Genomic DNA, 18,714 nt, shown 5'->3' with positions numbered 1-18,714 from the left:
AGCGCTGCGAGCCCGGGCCGTGCCGGCCCTCATGTACTGATCGACGCAGGGACGCAGGGACGCCGGGCGGACGCGGGTGGTGTGACGCGGGACGGCGCCGCGGTGCGGGGTGGGCGGGTGCGGGGGAGGATCGGCGACGTGCCGGTCCCCGCGTCGACCCCGGATTCGGTCCCGGCCGGGCCACGGCTGCTGCTGCCCGGCTGGACCCCGGAGGTCGCGGCGGCCGTCGTCGCCGGGACCCGGCGCGGCGACTGGGCGCCGGACTTCCCCGCCGAGGGCGACCGGACGATCGCCCGGCTGCTCGCCCGCGATCCGGCCGGGCCGGGCTGGGGCGAGCTCGGACACCGGCTGCTCGTCGAACGCGACGGCGGCACGGTCGTCGGCGGCGCGGGTCTGTTCCCCGCCCCCGACGACGGCCCGGCCGCCGTCGAGCTCGGCTACGGCGTGGTGCCGTCCCGGCGCGGCCGCGGCTACGCCGTCGAGGCCGCCCGCCTGCTGCTCGCGCTGGCCCGCTCGGCCGGGGCGTCACCGCTGGTCGCGGGCGTCGAGCCCGGCAACCCCGCCTCGGAGCGGGTGCTGCAGCGGATCGGGATGCGCCCCACCGGGACCCGCGACGGCGTCGCACGGTTCCGGCTCGACGTAGGGTCGACCACGTGATCAGGCTCGTCGCGCTCGACATCGACGGCACCATCGTCCACGGGCGCAGGCCCCCGAGCCCCGCGGTCCTCGATGCCATCGCGCTCGCCGGGACCCGGGCCGAGGTGATGCTGTGCACCGGCCGGACCGTCGTCGGCGTGGCCGGCGCACTGGACGCGATCGGGCTGCGCGACGGCGTCACCCTGACCTCCAACGGTGCGGTCGAGATGGAGACCGCGACCCGCCGGGTGCTGGCGATGGAGCGGCTCGCCCCCGAGGCCGTGACCGCGGCCCTCGACGCGATGACCGAGCTGTTCCCGGGAGCGGTGTTCGCCTGCGAGCACGTCGGCGTCGGGCAGCGGGTCAGCGCCCCGTTCCCGGACGGCGTGCTCGCCGGCACCGTGACCGAGGTCGGCCGCGCCGGTCTGCTCGACGAGCCGACGCCCAAGCTCGTCATGTACTGGCCGGGGCACGACCCGGACGAGACCGCCGCCCGCGCGGCCCGGCTGCACGTCCCCGGCACCGAGCCGACCCTGGACCACGAGCTGCCGTGGGTGACGCTGGTGCCGGCCGGGGTGTCCAAGGCGTCCGGGCTCGCGCGGGTCGCGGCCCGGCTCGGCGTCGACCGCTCCGAGGTCCTCGCCGTCGGCGACGGCGACAACGACCGCGCGATGCTGCGCTGGGCGGGCCGCGGGATCGCGATGGGGCAGGCCCCGCCGCAGGTGCACGCCGACGCCGACGAGTCCACCGGCACCGTCGCGGAGGACGGCCTGGCCCGCGCCCTGGAGCGCGTGTTCGGCTAGTGCTCGACGGGGGTGCCCGCGACCAGCGGCGTCGCCGCCTCGAGGGCCGCTCCGCAGGACGGCGGCCGGGGCGGCAGCGAGGTGTCGAGGACCACCGGCACCGTCCAGGTCCGGCCGTCGCGGGACCGGACGGTCACGTCCCCGGGTCCGTCGACGGCGTCGACGAGGAGCGCGGCGACGTCGCCGGTGCCGGTGTGCTCGCGGACGGCGAGCTCGGCGATCTGGCGGACCGGGTCCAGCCCGGTGTGCCCGCGGCAGCCCCACGGGTCGACGCCGCCCCCGGCCGCGGCCTTCAACGCGGCCAGCGCGCCGCCGGTGTCGAGGCGGCCGTAGGCGTAGCCGGTGGGAAGCACCAGTGCGGTCGGTGCGAACCGGTGCCCGCCCAGGTGGGTGCACTCCCAGACGTCGGCGCCCTCGGCGGCCAGTTCCCCGGCGAGCGCTCGGCCCCGGACGGCGCAGCAGACGTCACGCCTGCCGTGCGCGCACACCAGCATCACCGGATCGGTGACCGGGGTGCCCGCGCCCGGGTCGAGGTCGATGCGGGCGAGGTCGTCGGTGCCGCGCACGGTGCGCGACCACGCCCGCGAGCCGCCCGGGGCGAGGTCGGCGACGTAGACGGTCCGGTCGCCGTCGGCGTCGCAGCGGCCCTCGCGGCCGGGGCGGCGGATCAGCAGGAGGATGACGTCGTCGGCGCGGAGCCGGTCGGACAGCGCGGTGACCGCCGGGTCCGGGTGGTCGGCGACCTTCCGCGGCCACGCCCCGATGTGCTCGACGGCGACGAGGCGGCGCACGTGCGGCGCGGTGCCGGTCATCGGCTCGCCGACGGCCTCGCTCAGCCCGGCACAGCCCCCGGCGGGCGCCCCGGCGGGGGGGCCGCCGAGTGCGCCACGTGCCGCGGTGACCGTCATCGGGCCATCTTAGGGAAGGTTTCCCTGACCTCAACCCGGGACGCCCGGTCGGGTCACTCCCGGCCGGGGAGCTCCGTGCGCAGGACCTTGCCGGTCTGGTTGCGCGGCAGCTCGTCCAGGAAGTGCACGTCCCGTGGGGCGGCGAACTTCTCGAGGTCGGACTTCACCCGGCTGCGGATCGCGTCCGCGGTGACGTCGGCTCCCGGCTCGAGCACCACCCAGGCGGCGAACCGCTGGCCGTACTCGTCGTCGTCCACCCCGAGCACGCAGGCCTCGCGCACCCCGTCCATCCCCGAGACGAGCTCCTCGACCGGGCCGGGGTGCAGGTTCTCCCCGCCCGAGACGATCATGTCGTCGGCCCGGCCGGTGAGGAACAGCCGTCCCTGCTCGTCGAGGTGTCCCACGTCGCCGGTCCCGAGCAGCCCGTCGCGCTCCTCCAGGCCGTCCTCGCCGCCGGTGTAGCCCTCGAACGGCAGGTCGTTGCCCACGAACACCCGGCCGTCGACGCCTGCCGCGGCGGGCCGGTCGTCGTCGTCGAGGATGACCAGGGTGGTCCCGGCCGGGGCGCGGCCCGCGGTGCCGGGGGCGTCGCGCAGGTCCTCCGGTCCGGCGATCGAGACCCAGGAGACCTCGGTGGAGCCGTAGAGGTTGTAGAGGCAGTCGCCGAAGCGGTCCATGAACCGGTTGGCCTGCCCGCCGGGCAGCGCCGACCCGGAGACGGCCACGATCCGCGGGCCCTCGGCGTCGCCCCAGCCCTCGGCCTCGGACTCCAGGACGCGCTGGAGCATCACCGGCACCGCGAACACCGTCGTGCACCGGCGCTCGCGCACGGCGTCGAGGAACCCCTCGGGGGTGAACCTGCGACGCAGTACGACGGTCGCGCCGTGCAGCGAGGCGAGCAGCAACCCCGCGTTGCCCCAGGTGTGGAACAGCGGCGCGGCGATGTGCGTCGGCTCACCGGCGCGCAGCGGGATCGCCGACAGGATCGACGCCGCCGGGGCGAGGGTCGACGGGTGCGGCCGCTTGGCGCCCTTCGGCGTACCGGTGGTGCCGGAGGTCAGCACGATCTGCTTGGACGGCTCCGGCTTGAACGGCAGCTCGCCCGGCCCGCCGCGCCCGACCATCGCCTCGAGGTCGTCGAGCGCGCGGTCGCCCGCGGGGCGCGGCCCGTCCGGGGTGCGGGTCAGCACGACGCGCGGCCCGTCCGGGACGATGTCGAGGAAGTCCGGGTCGGCGACGAGGGTGTGCAGCTGCTGCTGCTCCTGCACCCCGCGCAGCTGCTCGGCCGAGAGCCCGGTGTTCACCAGCACGACGTCGGCGCCCGCCTTGCCCGCCGCGACCATCGCCTCGATCGGCGCGCGGGCGTTGCGGCACAGCACGCCGACCGGGGCGCCCGGCCCGGCACCGGAGTCGAGCAGCGCCAGCGCGAGGCTGTCGGTGCGGGCCTCCAGCTCGGCGTAGGTGGTGACCCCGTCGTCGTCGACGACGGCGAGCCGGTACGGGTGGCGGGCCGCTCCGACGGCGAACGCGGCGGTGATGCTGTTGCCGTAGCGCACCAGGGCCCGGCCCATCCCGTACAGCTTCCCGGGGCCGAGCGGGCGGACGACACCCGAGCGGGTCAGGGCCACGGCGGCGCGGGCGGTGCCGCTGCCCAGCTCGTAGGCGGTACGGGCGGTGCCGGAGAGGTTCTGGAGCAGCGGGGAGCCAGCCATGCGGCGCAGTCTGGCAGGGCCACCCGTCGGGTCGCCGGGTCCGGTGCGGTGATCTGTGTCAGAGGTCACTGAGTATGTCCGTCATGTTTCGTAGGGTGAAGACGATGTGTCTTTCGGTGACCCACAGGTCGCCGCACTCTCCACCACAGACCGTCGGGGATCCTGATGCGCCTCTACCTGCCCACACGCACGTCCGCTTCCGGCCGCACCCTGGTCCGCGCGGGACGTCCGACCAAGTCGATGCCCGGGTTCGGCGGCCTCGCCGGTGTCTGCCGCTGCGGTGCGGCCCGGCCCGCCGACGCGCGCGCCCTGCCGTGGCGCGACTGTCCGTCCTGCACGCCGCAGCGGGCCCGCGCCGGGCGCTGAACGCCCCGGCCTCGTAGGTTCCCGGGTCGGCGGGCACCGGGTCCGCCGACCGCGGAGGCCCCATGAGTACGCCCACCCCCGAGATGCGGCTGCGCGCCCTCGAGCGCGAGGACCTGCCGTTCGTCCACGGGCTGTCGAACGACTCCGGGATCATGTCGTACTGGTTCGAGGAGCCCTACGAGTCGCTCGTCGAGCTGCAGGAGATCTTCGCCCGGCACGTGCACGACAACCGCGAGCGGCGGTTCATCATCGACTGCGCGGGCGAGCGCGCCGGCCTGGTCGAGCTGGTGGAGATCGACTACATCCACCGCAACGCGGAGTTCCAGATCATCGTCGCCCCCGCCTTCCAGGGCCGGGGTCTCGCCGCCCGCGCCACCGCCGCGGCCCTCGACCACGCCTTCGGCGTGCTGAACCTGCACAAGGTGTACCTGGTCGTCGACGTCGACAACGCCCGTGCCGTGCGCGCCTACGAACGCACCGGTTTCGCCGTCGAGGGCGAGCTGCGCGAGGAGTACTTCGCCAGCGGCCGCTACCACGACGCGTACCGGATGGCGGTGCTGCAGCGCGAGCACCTCGGGCGCACCGTCGACGGACCGCGCTGACCGGACCGGACCGGACCGGCCGGCAGGGAGGGGGACCCGTCGGCCGGCCCGGCGTGCACCGGTCGCGGGCATGCGACCGGGGTCGGGCGCGTCGACCATGATGACGACGACACCCATGAACAGTACTATCCCGCCACGTACTCGTGTCAACGTTCCGCTACGCTGCGCCCATGACCAGCAGGAACCGGGTGTGGGTCGGTGTCAGCGCGATGTCGCGGTGCGAATCGGGCAACCGATGACATCGTTGATCGTCGGGTGAGTGCCCGCTACCGTCGTCGCCGCGGGTCACGGGGTGGTTGCGGCCCGCCCGTCGTCGCCGTGCGCGCCCGGCTGCCCCGGGTAGGATCCGCCCCGATGTCCGGAACGCCGACGGCCGGGGATGAGTTCCCGATCGACACGCTCGCCGCGCGTGCCGGCATGACCGTCCGCAACGTGCGCGCCCACCTGTCCCGCGGGCTGCTGCAGCCGGGGGAGATGCGCGGGCGCACCGCCTGGTACGGCCCCGTCCACCTGGCCCGGCTGGAGCTGATCGCCGGCCTGCAGCGGCGCGGGTTCTCGCTCGCCGCGATCGGTGTGCTGATCAACCAGACCCCCTCCGGCAGCGCCGAGGAGGCGCTGCGCCTCTACCGCGGCATGCTCGCCCCGTGGCAGCCGGAGGAGCCGGTCGAGATCGCCGAGGAGGACCTGGCCGAGTGGGCCGGCGCCCGGACGTCCCCCGAGTTCGTCGGGCAGCTGGTCGCCTCCGGGATGATCGAGCGCACCGGACCGGGGCGGCTGCGCGTGCTCAACCCGTCGATGGTCCGGTCCGGGGCGCACGCCGTCGCCCTCGGTCTGGCCCCGGAGGCGGTGCAGCAGGTCGGCGACGAGCTGCTGACCCGCACCCGTGAGATCGCCGAGATCTTCGTCGAGCTGTTCCGGGAGCAGGTCTGGGCGGCGCACGTCGCGGCCGGGCTGCCCCGCAGCGGCGTCGCGGACCTGCGCACGGCGGTCGAGGCCCTGCAGCCGGTCGCCACCCAGTCGCTGCTCGGCGCCTTCCGCCAGACGATGCAGCAGGCGATGGACGACTTCATCCGCCGGCTGTCCACCGACCTCGCCCCGGCCGACCCGCCCGTCGACCCCGGGGCCGCGGAGCCGTACTCAGACCGGTAGGTCGACGGTGAACACCGTCCGGCCGGGGGCGCTGTCGACCCCGACCGTCCCGTCGTGGGCGGCGACGACCGCGGCCACGATCGCCAGGCCCAGCCCGGTGCTGGGGGTGTCGTTCCCGGCGCGGGTGCGTCCCTCCGCGCCGCGGGCGAACCGCTCGAACACCCGCGGCAGCACGTCCGGTGCGATGCCGGGGCCGTCGTCGGCGACCCGCAACCGGACCCGGCCGGGGACGGGCCGGTCGAGGGAGACGGTGACCGTCGTGCCGGGCGGGGTGTGGGTGCGGGCGTTCGCGAGCAGGTTGGTGACCACCTGGGCGAGCCGGTGGGCGTCGCCGGTGACCGTGACCGGCTCGTCGGGCAGCTGCGGGAACCAGCGGTGGTCGCGGCCCGCCACGTGGGCGTCCCCGACGGCGTCGAGGACCAGCCGGGTGAGGTCCACCTCGGCGCGCTCCAGCGGGCGGCCCGCGTCGAGCCGGGCGAGCAGCAGCAGGTCCTCGACCAGGGTGGACATGCGTTCGGCCTGCGAGCTGATCCGGGCCAGTGCGTGCGTGGTCCGCTCCGGGACCGGGTCGCGCTCGCGGCGCGACAGCTCGGCGTAGCCGCGGATCGCCGTCAGCGGGGTGCGCAGCTCGTGGCTGGCGTCGGCGACGAAGCGCCGCAGCCGGGTCTCGGACTCCTGGCGTGCGGCGAGCGCGCCCTCGACGTTGTCGAGCATGTGGTTGAGCGCGGTGCCGACCTGGCCGACCTCGGTGCGGGGGTCGGGGTCGGGGACGCGGGAGGCGAGGTGGACCTCGCCCCGGTCCAGCGGCAGGTCCCCGACCTGCGCGGCGACGCCGGCGACGCGTTCGAGCGGGCGCAGCTCGCGGCGCACCAGCACGGCCGCCGCGATGCCCGCGAGCACCACCGCCCCGCCCAGCACGACGAGCTCGGTGACGACGAGCCTGGTCACGGTGGCACCGGCGTTGTCCGGCTGGGCGATCAGGTAGGTCGTCGTCCCCTCGGTCCAGCCGATCGCCCGGTAGTCGCCCAGGGACAGGGTGACGTCGTGCGGTGCGGTGTCGGCGGGCACCGACCGGAGCGCGCCGAGGTCGTCGCCGGACACCGCGGTGCTGGTGCCGCCGCGCTGGGCGAGCCGGGCCATGACGACACGGCCGTCGTCGAACACCGCGCCGATCGCGTTCGCGCTCGGCCCGGGACCGAGGAACACCCCGTCGGGTGGGCCGGGGCGCCGGCCGCCGTCCCCGGACGGGGCGCCGGTCCCGTCGCCGTCGTCCTGGGTCAGCCGCCCGGGGGCGCGCCCGGTCTGCTGGGCGACGAAGCCCTCCAGGGAGAACGACAGCTCGTGGTCCTGCCGGGTGGACAGGTAGCGGTCGAGCGAGAGCGTCGTCGCGACGCCGATCGCCACGCAGGCCACCGTGAACAGCAGCAGCACCGTGACGACCAGCCGGGCCCGGAGCGAGCGGACCCGGCCGGAGACGCGGGTGACGACCACCGGGTCACTCCGCCGCGGGACGCAGCACGTAGCCCGCGCCGCGCACCGTGTGGATCATCGGCCGGCGCCCGGCGTCGATCTTCTTGCGCAGGTAGGAGACGTAGAGCTCGACCACGTTGGACTGGCCGCCGAAGTCGTAGTTCCACACCCGGTCGAGGATCTGGGCCTTCGACAGCACCCGGCGCGGGTTGCGCATGAGGTAGCGCAGCAGCTCGAACTCGGTCGCGGTCAGCTCCACCGGGTCGCCGGCGCGCGACACCTCGTGCGCGTCCTCGTCGAGCACCAGGTCGCCGACGACCAGCTCCGAGGAGCGCTGGGCGGCGGCCATCCCGGCGCGGCGCAGCAGCCCGCGCAGCCGCGCGACCAGCTCCTCCAGCGAGAACGGCTTGGTGACGTAGTCGTCGCCGCCCGCGGTGAGGCCCGCGACCCGGTCCTCGACGGCGTCGCGCGCGGTCAGGAACAGCACCGGCACCTCGGGGGTGTCGGCGCGGACCCGGCGCAGCACCTCGAAGCCGTCGACGTCGGGCAGCATCACGTCCAGCACGATCGCGTCCGGGCGGAACTCGCGGGCGTGGCGCACCGCGGACATGCCGTCGGCGGCGGCGCGGACCTCCCAGCCCTCGTAGCGCAGGGCCATCGACAGCAGGTCCGACAGCGTCGACTCGTCGTCCACCACGAGCACCCGGATCGGGCCGCCGTCGGCGCGGCGCAGCGGGTCGGCGTCCCGGTCCATCACCTCGGTCATGCTAGGAGCACACCGCACGAACCTGTGCGACGGCTGTGCGCCCGCTGTCGGTTCACCGGGCGCGCCAGTACCCCGTGGCGTAGACGGCGCGCCGGTCGAACCCCCGCTCGCCGAGCAGGTGCGCGCGCAGCTCCTTGACCGCGGCGGACTCCCCGGACAGCCACGCCTGGCCGCGCCCGCCCGGCAGCTGCGCGGCCCGCACCGCCGCGACCAGCGGCTCACCCGCCGGGGCGTCGCCCCGGTGCACCCAGGTGACGGCGGCGTCGCCGGGCAGGGTCTGCTCCTCGCCGGCGTCGGCGACCTCGGCGACGACCCGGACCGACACCCCGGGGGCGGCCTCGGCGAGGGTCTCGCAGACGGTCGCGATGGCCGGCAGCGCGGACTCGTCGCCGATCACGAGGTGGTGCGCGGCGGTCGGGTCCGGCTCCCAGCGCCCGCCGGGCTCGGACACCCCGACCCAGTCCCCGGGAGCGGCCGACACGGCCCAGGCGGCGGCCGGGCCGTGCCCGGCGTGCACGACGAAGTCGACGTCGAGCTCACCGTGGGCGCCGGCGTCGGGGGCGAAGCGGCGCACCGTGTAGGTGCGGATCGCCGGGCGGGCCTCCCCGGCGGGCCAGACCGGTCCGCCGGTCGAGGCGCGCGGGACGGCGGGCCGTTCCTGGCCCTCGACCGGGAAGAACATCTTGATCCGGCGGTCCGGGCCGTGCCCGGGGAACCCGGCCAGCTCCTCGCCGGTCAGGGTCACCCGGACCATGCCGGGGGTGACCCGCTCGGTGCGGGCCACCTGCAGCAGGCGTGGTGCGGTCGTGCTCATGGCCGGGAATTGTCCCGGACGCGCACTCAGGCCCGGTGGCCGAGGCCCGCCAGGCCGGTCCAGACCAGGTCCATCAGGTACTCGGTGGCCTGCTCGGCGGTGACCGACTCGTCCTGGCCGCGCCAGACGGCGAGCCGCTCGCAGGCCCCGACGATCACCTGCGCCCAGCCGGTCAGCCGGGCCGGTTCGGTGCCGGGGACCTGCGCGGCCAGCAGGGCGGCGGTGAAGTCGGTCTGCTGGGCGCGGATCTCCTCCAGCGCGGTGTCGGTGACCCCGGCCTCGGAGCAGAACAGCTGCCAGGCGGGCGCCCGCCGGTCGAGGTAGCGGAAGAAGGCCAGCGTCCCGCCCCGCAGCATCGCCTCCGGCGACTCCGCGGCCCCCGCCGCCTGCGCGACGACGTCGAGCAGCTCGGACCGGGCCCGCGCGATCGCGGCCAGCAGCAGGCCCTCCTTGGACCCGAAGTGGGTGTAGAGCACCGGCTTGGTGACCCCGACCCGCTCCGCGACCTGCTCCATCGAGACCTCGGCGTAGCCCCGCTCGCCGAAGACGGCGACGGCCGCGTCGACGATCTGACGCTCCCGCTCCGCCCTGGGCACGCGGCGGCGGGGGCCGGGTACGGTCTGCGCGGTCACGTCGGAGACTTTACCCGCAGTAAGTTACTGGCGGTAGGAAGCGAGCGGGAATGGACGTCTACTCCCTGCCGATGACCACCCGGTTCCGCGGGATCACCGTGCGCGAGGGCCTCCTGCTGCCCGGCCCGGCCGGCTGGGGGGAGTTCTGCCCCTTCCCTGAGTACGACGACCGCGAGGCCGTCGCGTGGCTGGCCGCGGCCCGCGAGGCGGCCGAGGTGGGCTGGCCTCAGCCGGTGCGCGACCGCGTGCCGGTCAACTGCACCGTGCCCGCCGTCGGCCCCGAGCACGCGCAGCGGATCGTGCGCGCCTCCGGCTGCACCACCGCGAAGGTCAAGGTCGCCGACGCCGGTGCCCCGTTGTCCGGGGACGTCGAGCGCGTCGCCGCCGTCCGCGACGCGCTCGGCCCCACCGGGCTGGTCCGGGTGGACGCCAACGCCGCCTGGGACGTCGACACGGCCGTCGCCGCGATCGGCGAGCTGGACCGGGCCGCCGGGGGACTGGAGTACGTCGAGCAGCCCTGCTGGGAGGTCGAGGACCTCGCCGCCGTCCGCCGGAAGGTGGACGTGCCGATCGCCGCCGACGAGTCGATCCGTCGCGCCGAGGACCCGATGCGGGTGGTGCGGGCCGAGGCGGCCGACGTCGTCGTGCTGAAGGTGTCGCCGCTGGGCGGGGTGCGCCGGTCCCTGCGGATCGCCGAGGAGGTCGGGCTGCCGGTCGTCGTGTCCTCGGCGGTGGAGTCGAGCGTCGGGCTCGCCGCCGGACTCGCGCTGGCCGGGGCGCTGCCGGAGCTGCACCACGCCTGCGGGCTCGGGACGGTCTCGCTGCTGGCCGCCGACGTCGTCGCCGAGCCGCTCGCCCCGCAGCGGGGCTTCCTGCCCGTGCCGCGGGTCGCGCCCGAGCCGGTGCACCGGGTCGCGGTCGCCGCCGCCCCGGACCGCGCCGCCTGGTGGCGCGACCGGCACGACCGCGTCGCCGCCCTGCTCGACGCGGCCACCGGCGCCGGCCGGGTCAGTACTGGTTGACCCGCCCGTCGCGGCGCAGCGCCGCGTCGATCGCCCGCGCCGGCCCGGGCACCCGGTACTGGCCCTTCACCAGCTTCCCGGCGCTGGGCACCGCGCCCGTGCCCGGCCAGGTCGCCGTGTCCCACAGCGCCGAGCGCAGGAACGCCTTCGCGCAGTGCAGGAACAGCTCGTCGATCTCGACGACGATCGCCACCTCGGGCGTCGAGCCCTTCACGGTGAGCCGGTCGGCGAAGTCCGGCCGGTACACGATCCGGGCCCGCCCGTTGATCCGCACGGTGTCGTTCGACCCCGGCACGACGACGATCATCCCGACCCGGGGGTCGTGCAGGATGTTGCGCATCGAGTCGAGCCTGCGGTTCCCCTTGCGGTCGGCGAAGGCGATCGTGTGCTCGTCGAGGACCAGCAGACAGCCCGCCGGGTCGCCCCGGGGCGAGACGTCGACGCCGTCCGGCCCGGTCGTCGCCAGCAGGGAGAACGGCGCCGCGGCCAGGAACTCCGCGGTCACCGGGTCGACCCGGTCGCGCGCCTTGTCCCGGATGAACGCGGGCACCTCGCCGATGATCTCCCGGAGCCTGGCCTCGTCGGTCACGTGTTCCATCGCATCCCCCTCGTTGTTAGGTCACCCTAACCGTGGACGTGCTGCCGGGGCGACCCCCGCCTAGGGTCCCGGTGTGGGCGTGATCGTGATCGGGGCCGGCATCGCCGGGGTGACCTGCGCCGCGGAGCTGGCCGCCCGCGGCGTGGACGTGACGGTGTTCGAGCGGGCCCGCGGAGCCGGGGGACGGCTCGCGGTGCACCGCCACGACGGCCGTCCCGCCGACATCGGTGCCGCCTACTTCACCGTCTCCGACGACCGGTTCGACGCCCGCGTCCGCCGCTGGCGCGACGACGGCCTGGTCCGCGGGTGGACCGACACCCTCGCGGTGTTCGACGGCACCGGCCGGGGCGCGGACAACCCGGGCCCGCTGCGGTTCGCGGCGCCGGCCGGGCTGCGGTCGCTGGTCACCGACACCGCCCGTGACCTCGTCGTCCGCACCGGCCGCACCGTCGAGCGGGTCCGCCCCGGCCCGGACGGCCCGACCGTCGACGGCGAGCGCGCCGACGCCGTCGTGCTGGCGATGCCCGACCCGCAGGCCGCCCGGCTGCTCGACCCGGACACCCCCGCGGGCGCCGCGGTCGCCGGGCGGGAGTGGAACCCGGTGCTCGCCCTGACCGCCGGGTTCGCCGCGCGGGACTGGCCGCGGCTGCCCGCGGCGTTCGTCAACGACCACCCCGTCCTGTCCCTCGTCGCCGACGACGGCGACCGCCGCGGCGACGACGCCCCGGTGCTCGTCGCGCACTCCACCGGCGATCTCGCCCGCGCCCACGACGCCGACCCCGCCGGCGCGGTGCCCGCGATGACCGCCGCCGTCCGGGAGCTGCTGGGCATCACCGCGGAGCCGGACTGGACGCACGTGCACCGCTGGCGCTTCGCCGCCCCCGCCGGTACGCGGGAGCAGCCCTTCCACCTCGACGACGACGGCGTCGCCCTGGCCGGGGACGGCTGGGGCCGGTCCCGGGTGCAGACGGCCTGGCTGTCCGGGCTGGAGCTGGCCGGGGAGCTCGCGGGACGCCTGGGTCGCTGATCCCTGGCCGCGTCGGCGTCGGCGACCTACCGTCGTGGGCATGCCCGACCGCGCCACCGCTGCCGCCCCCGTCGTCGTCGAACCGGAGGGGCGGCCGTTCGGCGGGTCCACCGCGCCCGCGGAGCTCGACGCCGCCGGCCCGGACGCCGCCGGGCGCGCGGTGCTCGCCGAGCTGGCCGCCGCGCTCGACGCCGACCGGGTCCTCACCGACCCCGACGTCGTGCGCCCCTACGTCCACGACGAGGCCGAGTGGGCCGAGTACGGCACGCCGCTCTGCGTGGTGCGGGCACGGACCACCGCCGACGTCGCCGCGACCGTGCGGGCCTGTGCGGCCCACCGGGTCCCGGTCGTCGCGCGGGGTGCGGGCACCGGGCTGTCCGGCGGGGCGAACGCGGTCGACGGCTGTGTCCTGGTCAGCCTGGAACGGATGACCGCGATCCGCGAGATCTCGGCGGGGGAGAGGCTCGCCGTCGTCGAACCGGGGGTGGTCAACGACGACCTGCGGGCCGCCTGCGCGGAGCAGGGCCTCTGGTACCCGCCGGACCCGGCGTCGGCGCCCTGGTCGACGATCGGCGGCAACGTCGCGACCAACGCGGGCGGGCTGTGCTGCGTCAAGTACGGCGTCACCCGCGACTACGTGCTCGCCCTCGAGGTCGTCACCGCCGCCGGTGAGGTCGTGCGGGTCGGGCGGCGCACCGCGAAGGGAGTCGTCGGCTACGACCTCGCCGGGCTGATGGTCGGCTCGGAGGGGACGCTCGGCATCATCACCGAGATCACCGTGAAGCTGCGCCCGGCCCGCCCGGCCGCGCCGCGCACCGTCGTCGGGTTCTTCGACTCCCTCGCCGACTGCGGGGCCGCGGTCGCCGCCGTCACCGAGCAGGGGCTGCAGCCCGCGGTGTTCGAGCTGGTCGACCGGGAGTGCCTGGCCGCGGTCAACGCGTGGCGCAACGCGGGCCTGCCGACCGGTGCCGCGGCGCTGCTCATCGCCCAGACCGACCTGCCCGAGCCCGCCGCACAGGCCGAGGCCGAGGCGATCCTGGCCGCGTTCACCGCGCACGGGGCGACCGAGGCGATGGCCTCGACCGACGAGACCGAGTCCGAGGCGCTGTTCGCCGCCCGCCGGATGGCCTACCCGGCGCTGGAGCAGCTCGGGATGGGGATGCTGACCGAGGACGTCTGCGTCCCCCGGCCACGGATGGCCGAGATGCTCGCCCGGATCGAGGACATCGGCCGTCGCCGCGGGGTCCGGATCGCGACCGTCGCGCACGCCGGCGACGGGAACCTGCACCCGCTGATGCTCACCCCGCACGACGACCCGGACGCCCGGGACCGCACCCGCGCCGCGTTCGACGAGATCATCGGCGCGGCCGTCGAGCTGGGCGGGACGGTCACCGGCGAGCACGGCGTCGGCCTGCTCAAGCGCGACGGGATGGAGCGCGAGCTCGGCCCGGAGGTGCTCGCCCTGCAGCGGGCGGTGAAGGCGGCCCTGGACCCGGACGGCATCCTGAACCCGGGCAAGGCCGTCTGAACCGGCCGTATCGCCCGGATGGCCGCGCGTGATCGTCCCCGCGCCGGGGAACCCCGGAGGATGAGTACGACCGACCCGGCCCTGGTCCCGTCCGCGCTCGCCCTGACCTACCGGGGTCCGGCGCACACCGGCGCGCCGCGGCTGTCCGGCGTGGACGGCGTGCACGAGGTGGTGCCGGTGGTGGCGGCCGAGGTCCGCGAGGTCGAACGCCTCGACACCGCCGACCTGCGGCTGTTCTCCGCGGGCATCGAGCTCGTCGTCGAGCACGTGGTGCCCGACCGGGCCTCGGTGGTGGCGCCCGGCTCGGCCTGGGTGCTGCGGCTGCCCGACGCCGGTCCCGACGACGACCTGCGCGTCCCGCTGTCCGGCAGCGAGGTGGAGGGCGTCGCCGACCGGTCGGTCCCCGACGGCATCGACGCGTTCGTCCGCCGGGTCCGCGGCGACGCGCCGCTGGTGCCGGTGGGTCGGGTGCACGTCACCCGCGCCGTCAGCAGGCTGCGCGACGACGCCGGGCGCGACCTGGCCACCCTGACCCGCGAGCAGGTCGACGTCGCGACGCTGGGCGGGTCCGCGACCGTCGAGAGCTGGACCGAGGCCGTCGTCGAACCGGGGACGGCCGGGACCGCCCTGCTGCAGCAGCTCGACGACGCCCTGCGCACCACCGGCCTCGTCCGTGCCCCGCGCGGCGGGTACGCCCGGCTCACCGCGCTGCTGGCCGAGGCGGCGCCCGTCGACCCGCCGCGGCGGACCGGGCGCAGGGGCAGCGCCGGTGCGCTGCTGCTGCGCTACCTCGGGGACCAGGTCGACGCGCTCGCCGCGCGCGAGCAGGACCTGCGCGCCGACCGCCCGGACGCGGTGCACCAGATGCGCATCGCCGCCCGCCGGATGCGGAGCGCGCTGCGCACCTACGCGGGGCTCCTGGAGGGCCCGCGGGCCGCGCACCTGGTCGCCGAGCTGCGCTGGCTGGGCCGGGCGCTGGCCGGTGAGCGCGACGCCGAGGTCCAGGAGGAGCGCCTGAACGCCCGGCTGACCGCACTGGAGCCGGAGCTGCTGCTGGGACCGGTGCGGGCCGCCGTCACCCGGCACTTCGCCCGCACCCGCGCCGAGACCGGGGCGGCGGTGCTCGACGTCGTCGACGGGGAGCGCTACGCCGCGCTGCAGGGCGCGCTGCGCCGGCTGCTCGCCGACCCGCCGCTGTCGCGCCGGGCCCGCAAGCCCGCGATCACCGTCCTCCCCGCGATGGTGGGCCGCACGGCCCGCAAGCTGGAGCGGCGGATGGAACGCGCGCTGGCCGACCTCGACGCCGGTCAGGTCGCCCCCGACTCGCTGCACGACGCCCGCAAGACCGGCAAGCAGCTCCGCTACGCCACCGAGGTCGCCCGGCCCAGTGTGGGGAAGGACGCGCGGACGTTCGCGAAGAGGCTCAAGAAGGTCTCTGACGTGCTCGGCGAGCACCAGGACGCCGTCGTCTCCCGGGAGACCCTGCGGACGCTCGGGGCCCGCGCCGGCGCCGAGCGGGACAACGGGTTCACCTTCGGTGTGCTGCACGGCCGGGACACCGCGACGATGCTCGACCTGGAGCGCAGGCTGCCCACGGTGTGGGAGACGGCGTGGACGCGGCGCGCCCGCCGGTGGATGCGCCGCTAGCCTGCGCGGGGTGAGAGACGCCGTCGCCGACCTCCGCCGGATCGCGTTCCTCCTCGAACGCGCCCAGGAGTCGACCTACCGGGTGCGCGCGTTCCGGACCGCGGCCGCCGCGCTGCGCGGTCGCGACGCCGAGGAGCTGGCCCGGCTGCACGCCTCGGGCGCCCTCACGGACCTGAAGGGCGTCGGCGAGGTGACCGCGCGCTGCGTGGGGGAGTCCGTCGCCGGGGAGGAACCGGTCTACCTGCGACGGCTGGAGGACGCCGTCGCCCGCGCCGACGCCACCGGGGTGCCCCTGGCCGAGGCGGCGCTGCGGCTGCGCGAGGGTCTGCGCGGGGACTGCCACAGCCACACCGACGCCTCCGACGGCGGCTCCCCGCTCGCCGAGATGGCCGAGACCGCGATCGGGCTGGGCCACGACTACCTCGTCGTCACCGACCACTCACCGCGCCTGACCGTCGCGAACGGGCTGTCCGCGGACCGGCTGCGCCGCCAGGTCGAGCAGATCGCGCGGCTCAACGAGCGGATCACCGCGTCCGGGTCGGACTTCCGGGTGCTCACCGGCATCGAGGTGGACATCCTCGACGACGGCGCCCTCGACCAGTCCGAGGACCTGCTCGCCTCGCTCGACGTGGTGGTGGCCAGCGTGCACTCGAAGCTGCGGATGCCCCGCGACGAGATGACCGAGCGGATGCTCACCGCCGTCGCGAACCCGCACGTCGACGTGCTCGGGCACTGCACGGGCCGGATGGTCACCGGCCGCCGCACGCGCCCGGAGTCCGAGTTCGACGCCGACGCCGTCTTCGCCGCCTGCGCGGAACACGGCGTCGCCGTGGAGATCAACGCCCGGCCCGAGCGCCTCGACCCGCCCAAGCGGCTGCTGCGCCTGGCCGTCGAGGCCGGGTGCGAGTTCACGATCGACACCGACGCGCACGCCCCCGGGCAGCTCGACTGGCTCGACCACGGCTGCGCCCGCGCCGTCGCCTGCGGGGTGGACCCGGAGCGGATCCGCAACACCCGCGACCTCGCGGGCCTGCTGCGCCGCTGACCCGCTGCGTCTCTGCGCTGCCGCCGTGCCGCGCTGCCGCCCTGCCGCGCCGCCCTGCCGCTGAGCCGCTGCGCCGGTGAGGGCCGCGCCGCCGGCCCGCTGCGCCGGCGGACACCCGGGCGCCCGGGTCAGCGCAACTCGAAGTCGGCGACGTCGAAGCCGGGTGAGACGACGCAGCTGACCAGGACCGCCCCCGGCCCCGCCGGCTCCGCCCGCTGCCACACCCCGGCCGGGACCTCCTGCTGCGGGCCGACCGGCCCGAGGCGCAACCGGGCGCCGGGGACGGGGTCCGGCCCGTCACCACCGAGGACCAGGTCGGCCTCGGGGCCCGAGTGCCGGCACCACAGCTCGGTGGACCGGACGCGGTGCCACCGGCCGGGGGCGTCGAAGAGGTAGAGGATCGCCGTCGCCGAGGGGCGTGGACCGTACGGGGTCGCGACGACGACCGGTGAGGTCCAGGTCCGCCGGTACCAGCCACCCTCCGGGTGCGGGGCGAGGTCCAGCGCGACGGCGAGGTCGGGGCGAGCCACGCCGCCACTGTGGCAGGCGGACGCGCGGTCCGTCCCCGGTCCCCACCCCGGGGCGCGTCGCACCCCTGGCGCGGTCGCCGCACCCGTCGCGGCGGGTGCGGGAGCCCCCGCCGGGGTGCGACACCTCCGTCCCCGGGGCGCCCCGCGCGGCGACGGGTGCCACACCCGCCGTCGCGCACCGGCCGGTCACCCGACGTCACCGGTACCCGCAGGAGGATCACCGTCCGTCCACAGGCGACCGCATCCCACCCGTCCGCGCGCTCCCCGGACGGGTGGTTCGACTGGTGCTCCTCACCCAGCGCACGTGAGATGGGACCGCAGGTGACCGAGTGACGGGAGTGATCCACGGTGCGGACCAGGACCAGGACGACGGTGGCGGTGCTCGCCGCGACGCTCGCGCTGTCGGCGGTCACGACGGCCGGTGCGTCGGCGGCACCCGCGGCTCCGGCGGCCGCCGTGACCCGGACCGTCGCCGACGACCCGGTGCCCCCGCGGGACGACAGCGGCGCGGCCGCGCCCGCCCCCACCGCCCCGGCCGGCGGAGACCCGGCCGGCCCGGCCGGCGGAGACCCGACCGGCCCGGCCGCGGGCACCGCGACCCCGGGAGGCGGCCCGGTCGGCGGGACGGCGAAGGCGACCCCGGCCGACCCCGCCGCGCCCCCGGCGTCGTCGCACTGCACCGAGACCGCGGCGCAGGAGCTCGGCTGGGGCGCGCCCGCCCGCGAGTCCGACTTCGACGGCACCACGGTCCCGCCGGACTGGCACCCCTACGGTCCCGAGCCCGGCCACAACAAGAAGGGCACCCGCACCCCGGAGGCGGTCACCGTCGCCGACGGGGCGATGACCATCTCCGCCGACGCCGACGGCAACACCGGCGCCGTCAGCTGGCACCCCGGCCAGCGCTACGGCCGGTGGGAGGCCTGCGTGAAGTCGGACGAGGGCCGGGGCGGGATCAACGCCCTGCTGCTGCTCTGGCCGGTGGCCGAGGACTTCCCGGTCGGCGGAGAGGTCGACTGGATGGAGATCATGGACGACTCCCGCCAGAAGACCAGCTTCTTCCTCCACTACGGACCGGGCAACGACCAGGACTACGGGTCGGTGAAGCACGACTCGACGCAGTGGTCGGCCTACGCGCTGGAATGGACCCCGGAGAAGATCACCGCGTACGTGAACGGGAAGGAGTGGTACTCCAACACCGACACCGACCAGTTCCCGCCGCGCCCGATGAACATGACCATGCAGCTGGACTACTTCGGCAACGCCGGCGGTCCCACCGCGATGCACATGGACTGGGCCCGGCAGTGGGCGCTGCCGCAGAGCACCGTGGCCACGCTGAGCCTGCCGCCCGGCTCGGCCGCGACCGGGCAGCCCCGCGACTTCCCCGACCGGAAGCCGCGCGAGCTGTCGGAGCCCGAGCAGCAGGCGCAGACCGCGATGCTCGCCCGCGAGCACCGCTGAG

Annotated in this window: 19 protein-coding genes; 11 read left to right on the top strand and 8 right to left on the bottom strand. The window is 76.2% G+C overall.

Features of this window, described 5'->3' with window-relative positions; genetic code table 11:
• Positions 1 to 138: 138 nt before the first annotated feature.
• Positions 139 to 657, top strand: a complete 519-nt coding sequence (locus tag KPF22_RS23265; protein ID WP_224403281.1) for a GNAT family N-acetyltransferase — start codon at positions 139 to 141, stop codon at positions 655 to 657.
• Positions 654 to 1,439, top strand: coding sequence for an HAD family hydrolase (locus KPF22_RS33280; protein ID WP_208822608.1), 786 nt, complete (start codon positions 654 to 656; stop codon positions 1,437 to 1,439). Before KPF22_RS23265 ends, KPF22_RS33280 begins: the two co-directional genes overlap by 4 nt.
• Here the strand turns inward: KPF22_RS33280 and KPF22_RS23255 are convergent.
• Both KPF22_RS23255 and KPF22_RS23250 read right to left on the bottom strand, forming a co-directional pair.
• Complete coding sequence (locus KPF22_RS23255; protein ID WP_224403280.1) at positions 1,436 to 2,347, bottom strand: sucrase ferredoxin; 912 nt, start codon at positions 2,345 to 2,347, stop codon at positions 1,436 to 1,438. The two genes, KPF22_RS33280 and KPF22_RS23255, sit on opposite strands and share 4 nt — an antisense overlap.
• Positions 2,348 to 2,400: 53 nt before the next feature.
• Positions 2,401 to 4,059, bottom strand: a complete 1,659-nt coding sequence (locus KPF22_RS23250) for an AMP-binding protein (RefSeq protein WP_224403279.1) — start codon at positions 4,057 to 4,059, stop codon at positions 2,401 to 2,403.
• A 165-nt stretch (positions 4,060 to 4,224) separates the two neighbouring features.
• Between KPF22_RS23250 and KPF22_RS23245 the strand changes: the two genes are divergently transcribed.
• The 3 genes from KPF22_RS23245 to KPF22_RS23235 all read left to right on the top strand — a co-directional run bounded on the left by KPF22_RS23245 (position 4,225) and on the right by KPF22_RS23235 (position 6,176).
• Positions 4,225 to 4,425, top strand: coding sequence for a hypothetical protein (locus KPF22_RS23245; protein ID WP_062400862.1), 201 nt, complete (start codon positions 4,225 to 4,227; stop codon positions 4,423 to 4,425).
• 62 nt (positions 4,426 to 4,487) lie between these two features.
• Entirely contained in the window at positions 4,488 to 5,027 is a 540-nt protein-coding gene (gene speG / locus KPF22_RS23240) for a spermidine N1-acetyltransferase (RefSeq protein WP_224403278.1), read from the top strand.
• Positions 5,028 to 5,381: 354 nt separating this feature from the next.
• On the top strand, positions 5,382 to 6,176 hold the full coding sequence (locus KPF22_RS23235; RefSeq protein ID WP_224403277.1) for a MerR family transcriptional regulator: 795 nt from the start codon (positions 5,382 to 5,384) through the stop codon (positions 6,174 to 6,176).
• On the opposite strand, the gene KPF22_RS23230 is transcribed toward KPF22_RS23235, so the two are convergent.
• Genes KPF22_RS23230 through KPF22_RS23215 form a run of 4 tightly spaced genes read right to left on the bottom strand, consistent with a single transcriptional unit; the run spans position 6,165 to position 9,858 of the window.
• Positions 6,165 to 7,667, bottom strand: coding sequence for a cell wall metabolism sensor histidine kinase WalK (locus KPF22_RS23230; protein WP_224403276.1), 1,503 nt, complete (start codon positions 7,665 to 7,667; stop codon positions 6,165 to 6,167). The genes KPF22_RS23235 and KPF22_RS23230 overlap by 12 nt on opposite strands.
• A 4-nt stretch (positions 7,668 to 7,671) precedes the next feature.
• Positions 7,672 to 8,412 (bottom strand): response regulator transcription factor, encoded by a 741-nt coding sequence (locus tag KPF22_RS23225; protein ID WP_062400865.1) that lies wholly within the window; start codon positions 8,410 to 8,412, stop codon positions 7,672 to 7,674.
• 52 nt (positions 8,413 to 8,464) lie between these two features.
• The gene (locus tag KPF22_RS23220; protein WP_224403275.1) at positions 8,465 to 9,226 is read right to left on the bottom strand and encodes a siderophore-interacting protein; all 762 of its coding nucleotides are present in this window, start codon (positions 9,224 to 9,226) and stop codon (positions 8,465 to 8,467) included.
• A 26-nt stretch (positions 9,227 to 9,252) separates the two neighbouring features.
• Positions 9,253 to 9,858 carry a TetR/AcrR family transcriptional regulator gene (locus KPF22_RS23215; protein WP_224403274.1) on the bottom strand — a complete coding sequence of 202 codons (606 nt, stop codon included), beginning with the start codon at positions 9,856 to 9,858 and terminating at the stop codon, positions 9,253 to 9,255.
• Between the two features lie 50 nt (positions 9,859 to 9,908).
• Here KPF22_RS23215 and KPF22_RS23210 point away from each other — a divergent pair, with 50 nt between their 5' ends.
• Positions 9,909 to 10,880, top strand: coding sequence for an o-succinylbenzoate synthase (locus KPF22_RS23210; RefSeq protein WP_224403273.1), 972 nt, complete (start codon positions 9,909 to 9,911; stop codon positions 10,878 to 10,880).
• Here the strand turns inward: KPF22_RS23210 and KPF22_RS23205 are convergent.
• Positions 10,867 to 11,478, bottom strand: a complete 612-nt coding sequence (locus tag KPF22_RS23205; protein ID WP_305080362.1) for an MSMEG_1061 family FMN-dependent PPOX-type flavoprotein — start codon at positions 11,476 to 11,478, stop codon at positions 10,867 to 10,869. The two genes, KPF22_RS23210 and KPF22_RS23205, sit on opposite strands and share 14 nt — an antisense overlap.
• Before the next feature lie 73 nt (positions 11,479 to 11,551).
• Here KPF22_RS23205 and KPF22_RS23200 point away from each other — a divergent pair, with 73 nt between their 5' ends.
• The 4 genes from KPF22_RS23200 to KPF22_RS23185 are packed head-to-tail and all read left to right on the top strand — an operon-like array spanning position 11,552 to position 16,725.
• Positions 11,552 to 12,505 (top strand): FAD-dependent oxidoreductase, encoded by a 954-nt coding sequence (locus tag KPF22_RS23200; protein WP_224403272.1) that lies wholly within the window; start codon positions 11,552 to 11,554, stop codon positions 12,503 to 12,505.
• A 40-nt stretch (positions 12,506 to 12,545) separates the two neighbouring features.
• Positions 12,546 to 14,033, top strand: coding sequence for an FAD-binding oxidoreductase (locus tag KPF22_RS23195; RefSeq protein ID WP_224403271.1), 1,488 nt, complete (start codon positions 12,546 to 12,548; stop codon positions 14,031 to 14,033).
• Positions 14,034 to 14,093: 60 nt separating this feature from the next.
• On the top strand, positions 14,094 to 15,680 hold the full coding sequence (locus KPF22_RS23190; RefSeq protein WP_224403270.1) for a CHAD domain-containing protein: 1,587 nt from the start codon (positions 14,094 to 14,096) through the stop codon (positions 15,678 to 15,680).
• Positions 15,681 to 15,690: 10 nt separating this feature from the next.
• Positions 15,691 to 16,725 (top strand): PHP domain-containing protein, encoded by a 1,035-nt coding sequence (locus KPF22_RS23185; protein ID WP_224403269.1) that lies wholly within the window; start codon positions 15,691 to 15,693, stop codon positions 16,723 to 16,725.
• Between the two features lie 128 nt (positions 16,726 to 16,853).
• On the opposite strand, the gene KPF22_RS23180 is transcribed toward KPF22_RS23185, so the two are convergent.
• Complete coding sequence (locus tag KPF22_RS23180; RefSeq protein WP_224403268.1) at positions 16,854 to 17,255, bottom strand: cupin domain-containing protein; 402 nt, start codon at positions 17,253 to 17,255, stop codon at positions 16,854 to 16,856.
• 348 nt (positions 17,256 to 17,603) lie between these two features.
• On the opposite strand from KPF22_RS23180, the gene KPF22_RS23175 reads away from it, so the two are divergent.
• Positions 17,604 to 18,713, top strand: a complete 1,110-nt coding sequence (locus KPF22_RS23175) for a glycoside hydrolase family 16 protein (protein WP_224403267.1) — start codon at positions 17,604 to 17,606, stop codon at positions 18,711 to 18,713.
• The last annotated feature ends 1 nt before the right edge of the window (position 18,714 follow it).

Origin of the sequence: Pseudonocardia sp. ICBG1034 (assembly GCF_020131375.1) — a bacterium.
In the GTDB taxonomy this organism is placed as follows: domain Bacteria; phylum Actinomycetota; class Actinomycetes; order Mycobacteriales; family Pseudonocardiaceae; genus Pseudonocardia; species Pseudonocardia alni.
Note: the sequence above shows the minus strand (reverse complement) of the source record. Positions and strands in the feature narration are given on the sequence as shown.

Bases quoted from the DNA above. Each gene is read 5' to 3' on its own strand.
- KPF22_RS23225 (WP_062400865.1), bottom strand. From the start codon at position 8,412: ATGACCGAGGTGATGGACCGGGACGCCGACCCGCTGCGCCGCGCCGAC.
- KPF22_RS23210 (WP_224403273.1), top strand. From the start codon at position 9,909: ATGGACGTCTACTCCCTGCCGATGACCACCCGGTTCCGCGGGATCACC.
- KPF22_RS23205 (WP_305080362.1), bottom strand. From the start codon at position 11,478: ATGGAACACGTGACCGACGAGGCCAGGCTCCGGGAGATCATCGGCGAG.
- KPF22_RS23235 (WP_224403277.1), top strand. From the start codon at position 5,382: ATGTCCGGAACGCCGACGGCCGGGGATGAGTTCCCGATCGACACGCTC.
- KPF22_RS23190 (WP_224403270.1), top strand. From the start codon at position 14,094: ATGAGTACGACCGACCCGGCCCTGGTCCCGTCCGCGCTCGCCCTGACC.
- KPF22_RS23250 (WP_224403279.1), bottom strand. From the start codon at position 4,059: ATGGCTGGCTCCCCGCTGCTCCAGAACCTCTCCGGCACCGCCCGTACC.
- speG (WP_224403278.1), top strand. From the start codon at position 4,488: ATGAGTACGCCCACCCCCGAGATGCGGCTGCGCGCCCTCGAGCGCGAG.
- KPF22_RS23255 (WP_224403280.1), bottom strand. From the start codon at position 2,347: ATGACGGTCACCGCGGCACGTGGCGCACTCGGCGGCCCCCCCGCCGGG.
- KPF22_RS23195 (WP_224403271.1), top strand. From the start codon at position 12,546: ATGCCCGACCGCGCCACCGCTGCCGCCCCCGTCGTCGTCGAACCGGAG.
- KPF22_RS23220 (WP_224403275.1), bottom strand. From the start codon at position 9,226: ATGAGCACGACCGCACCACGCCTGCTGCAGGTGGCCCGCACCGAGCGG.
- KPF22_RS23245 (WP_062400862.1), top strand. From the start codon at position 4,225: ATGCGCCTCTACCTGCCCACACGCACGTCCGCTTCCGGCCGCACCCTG.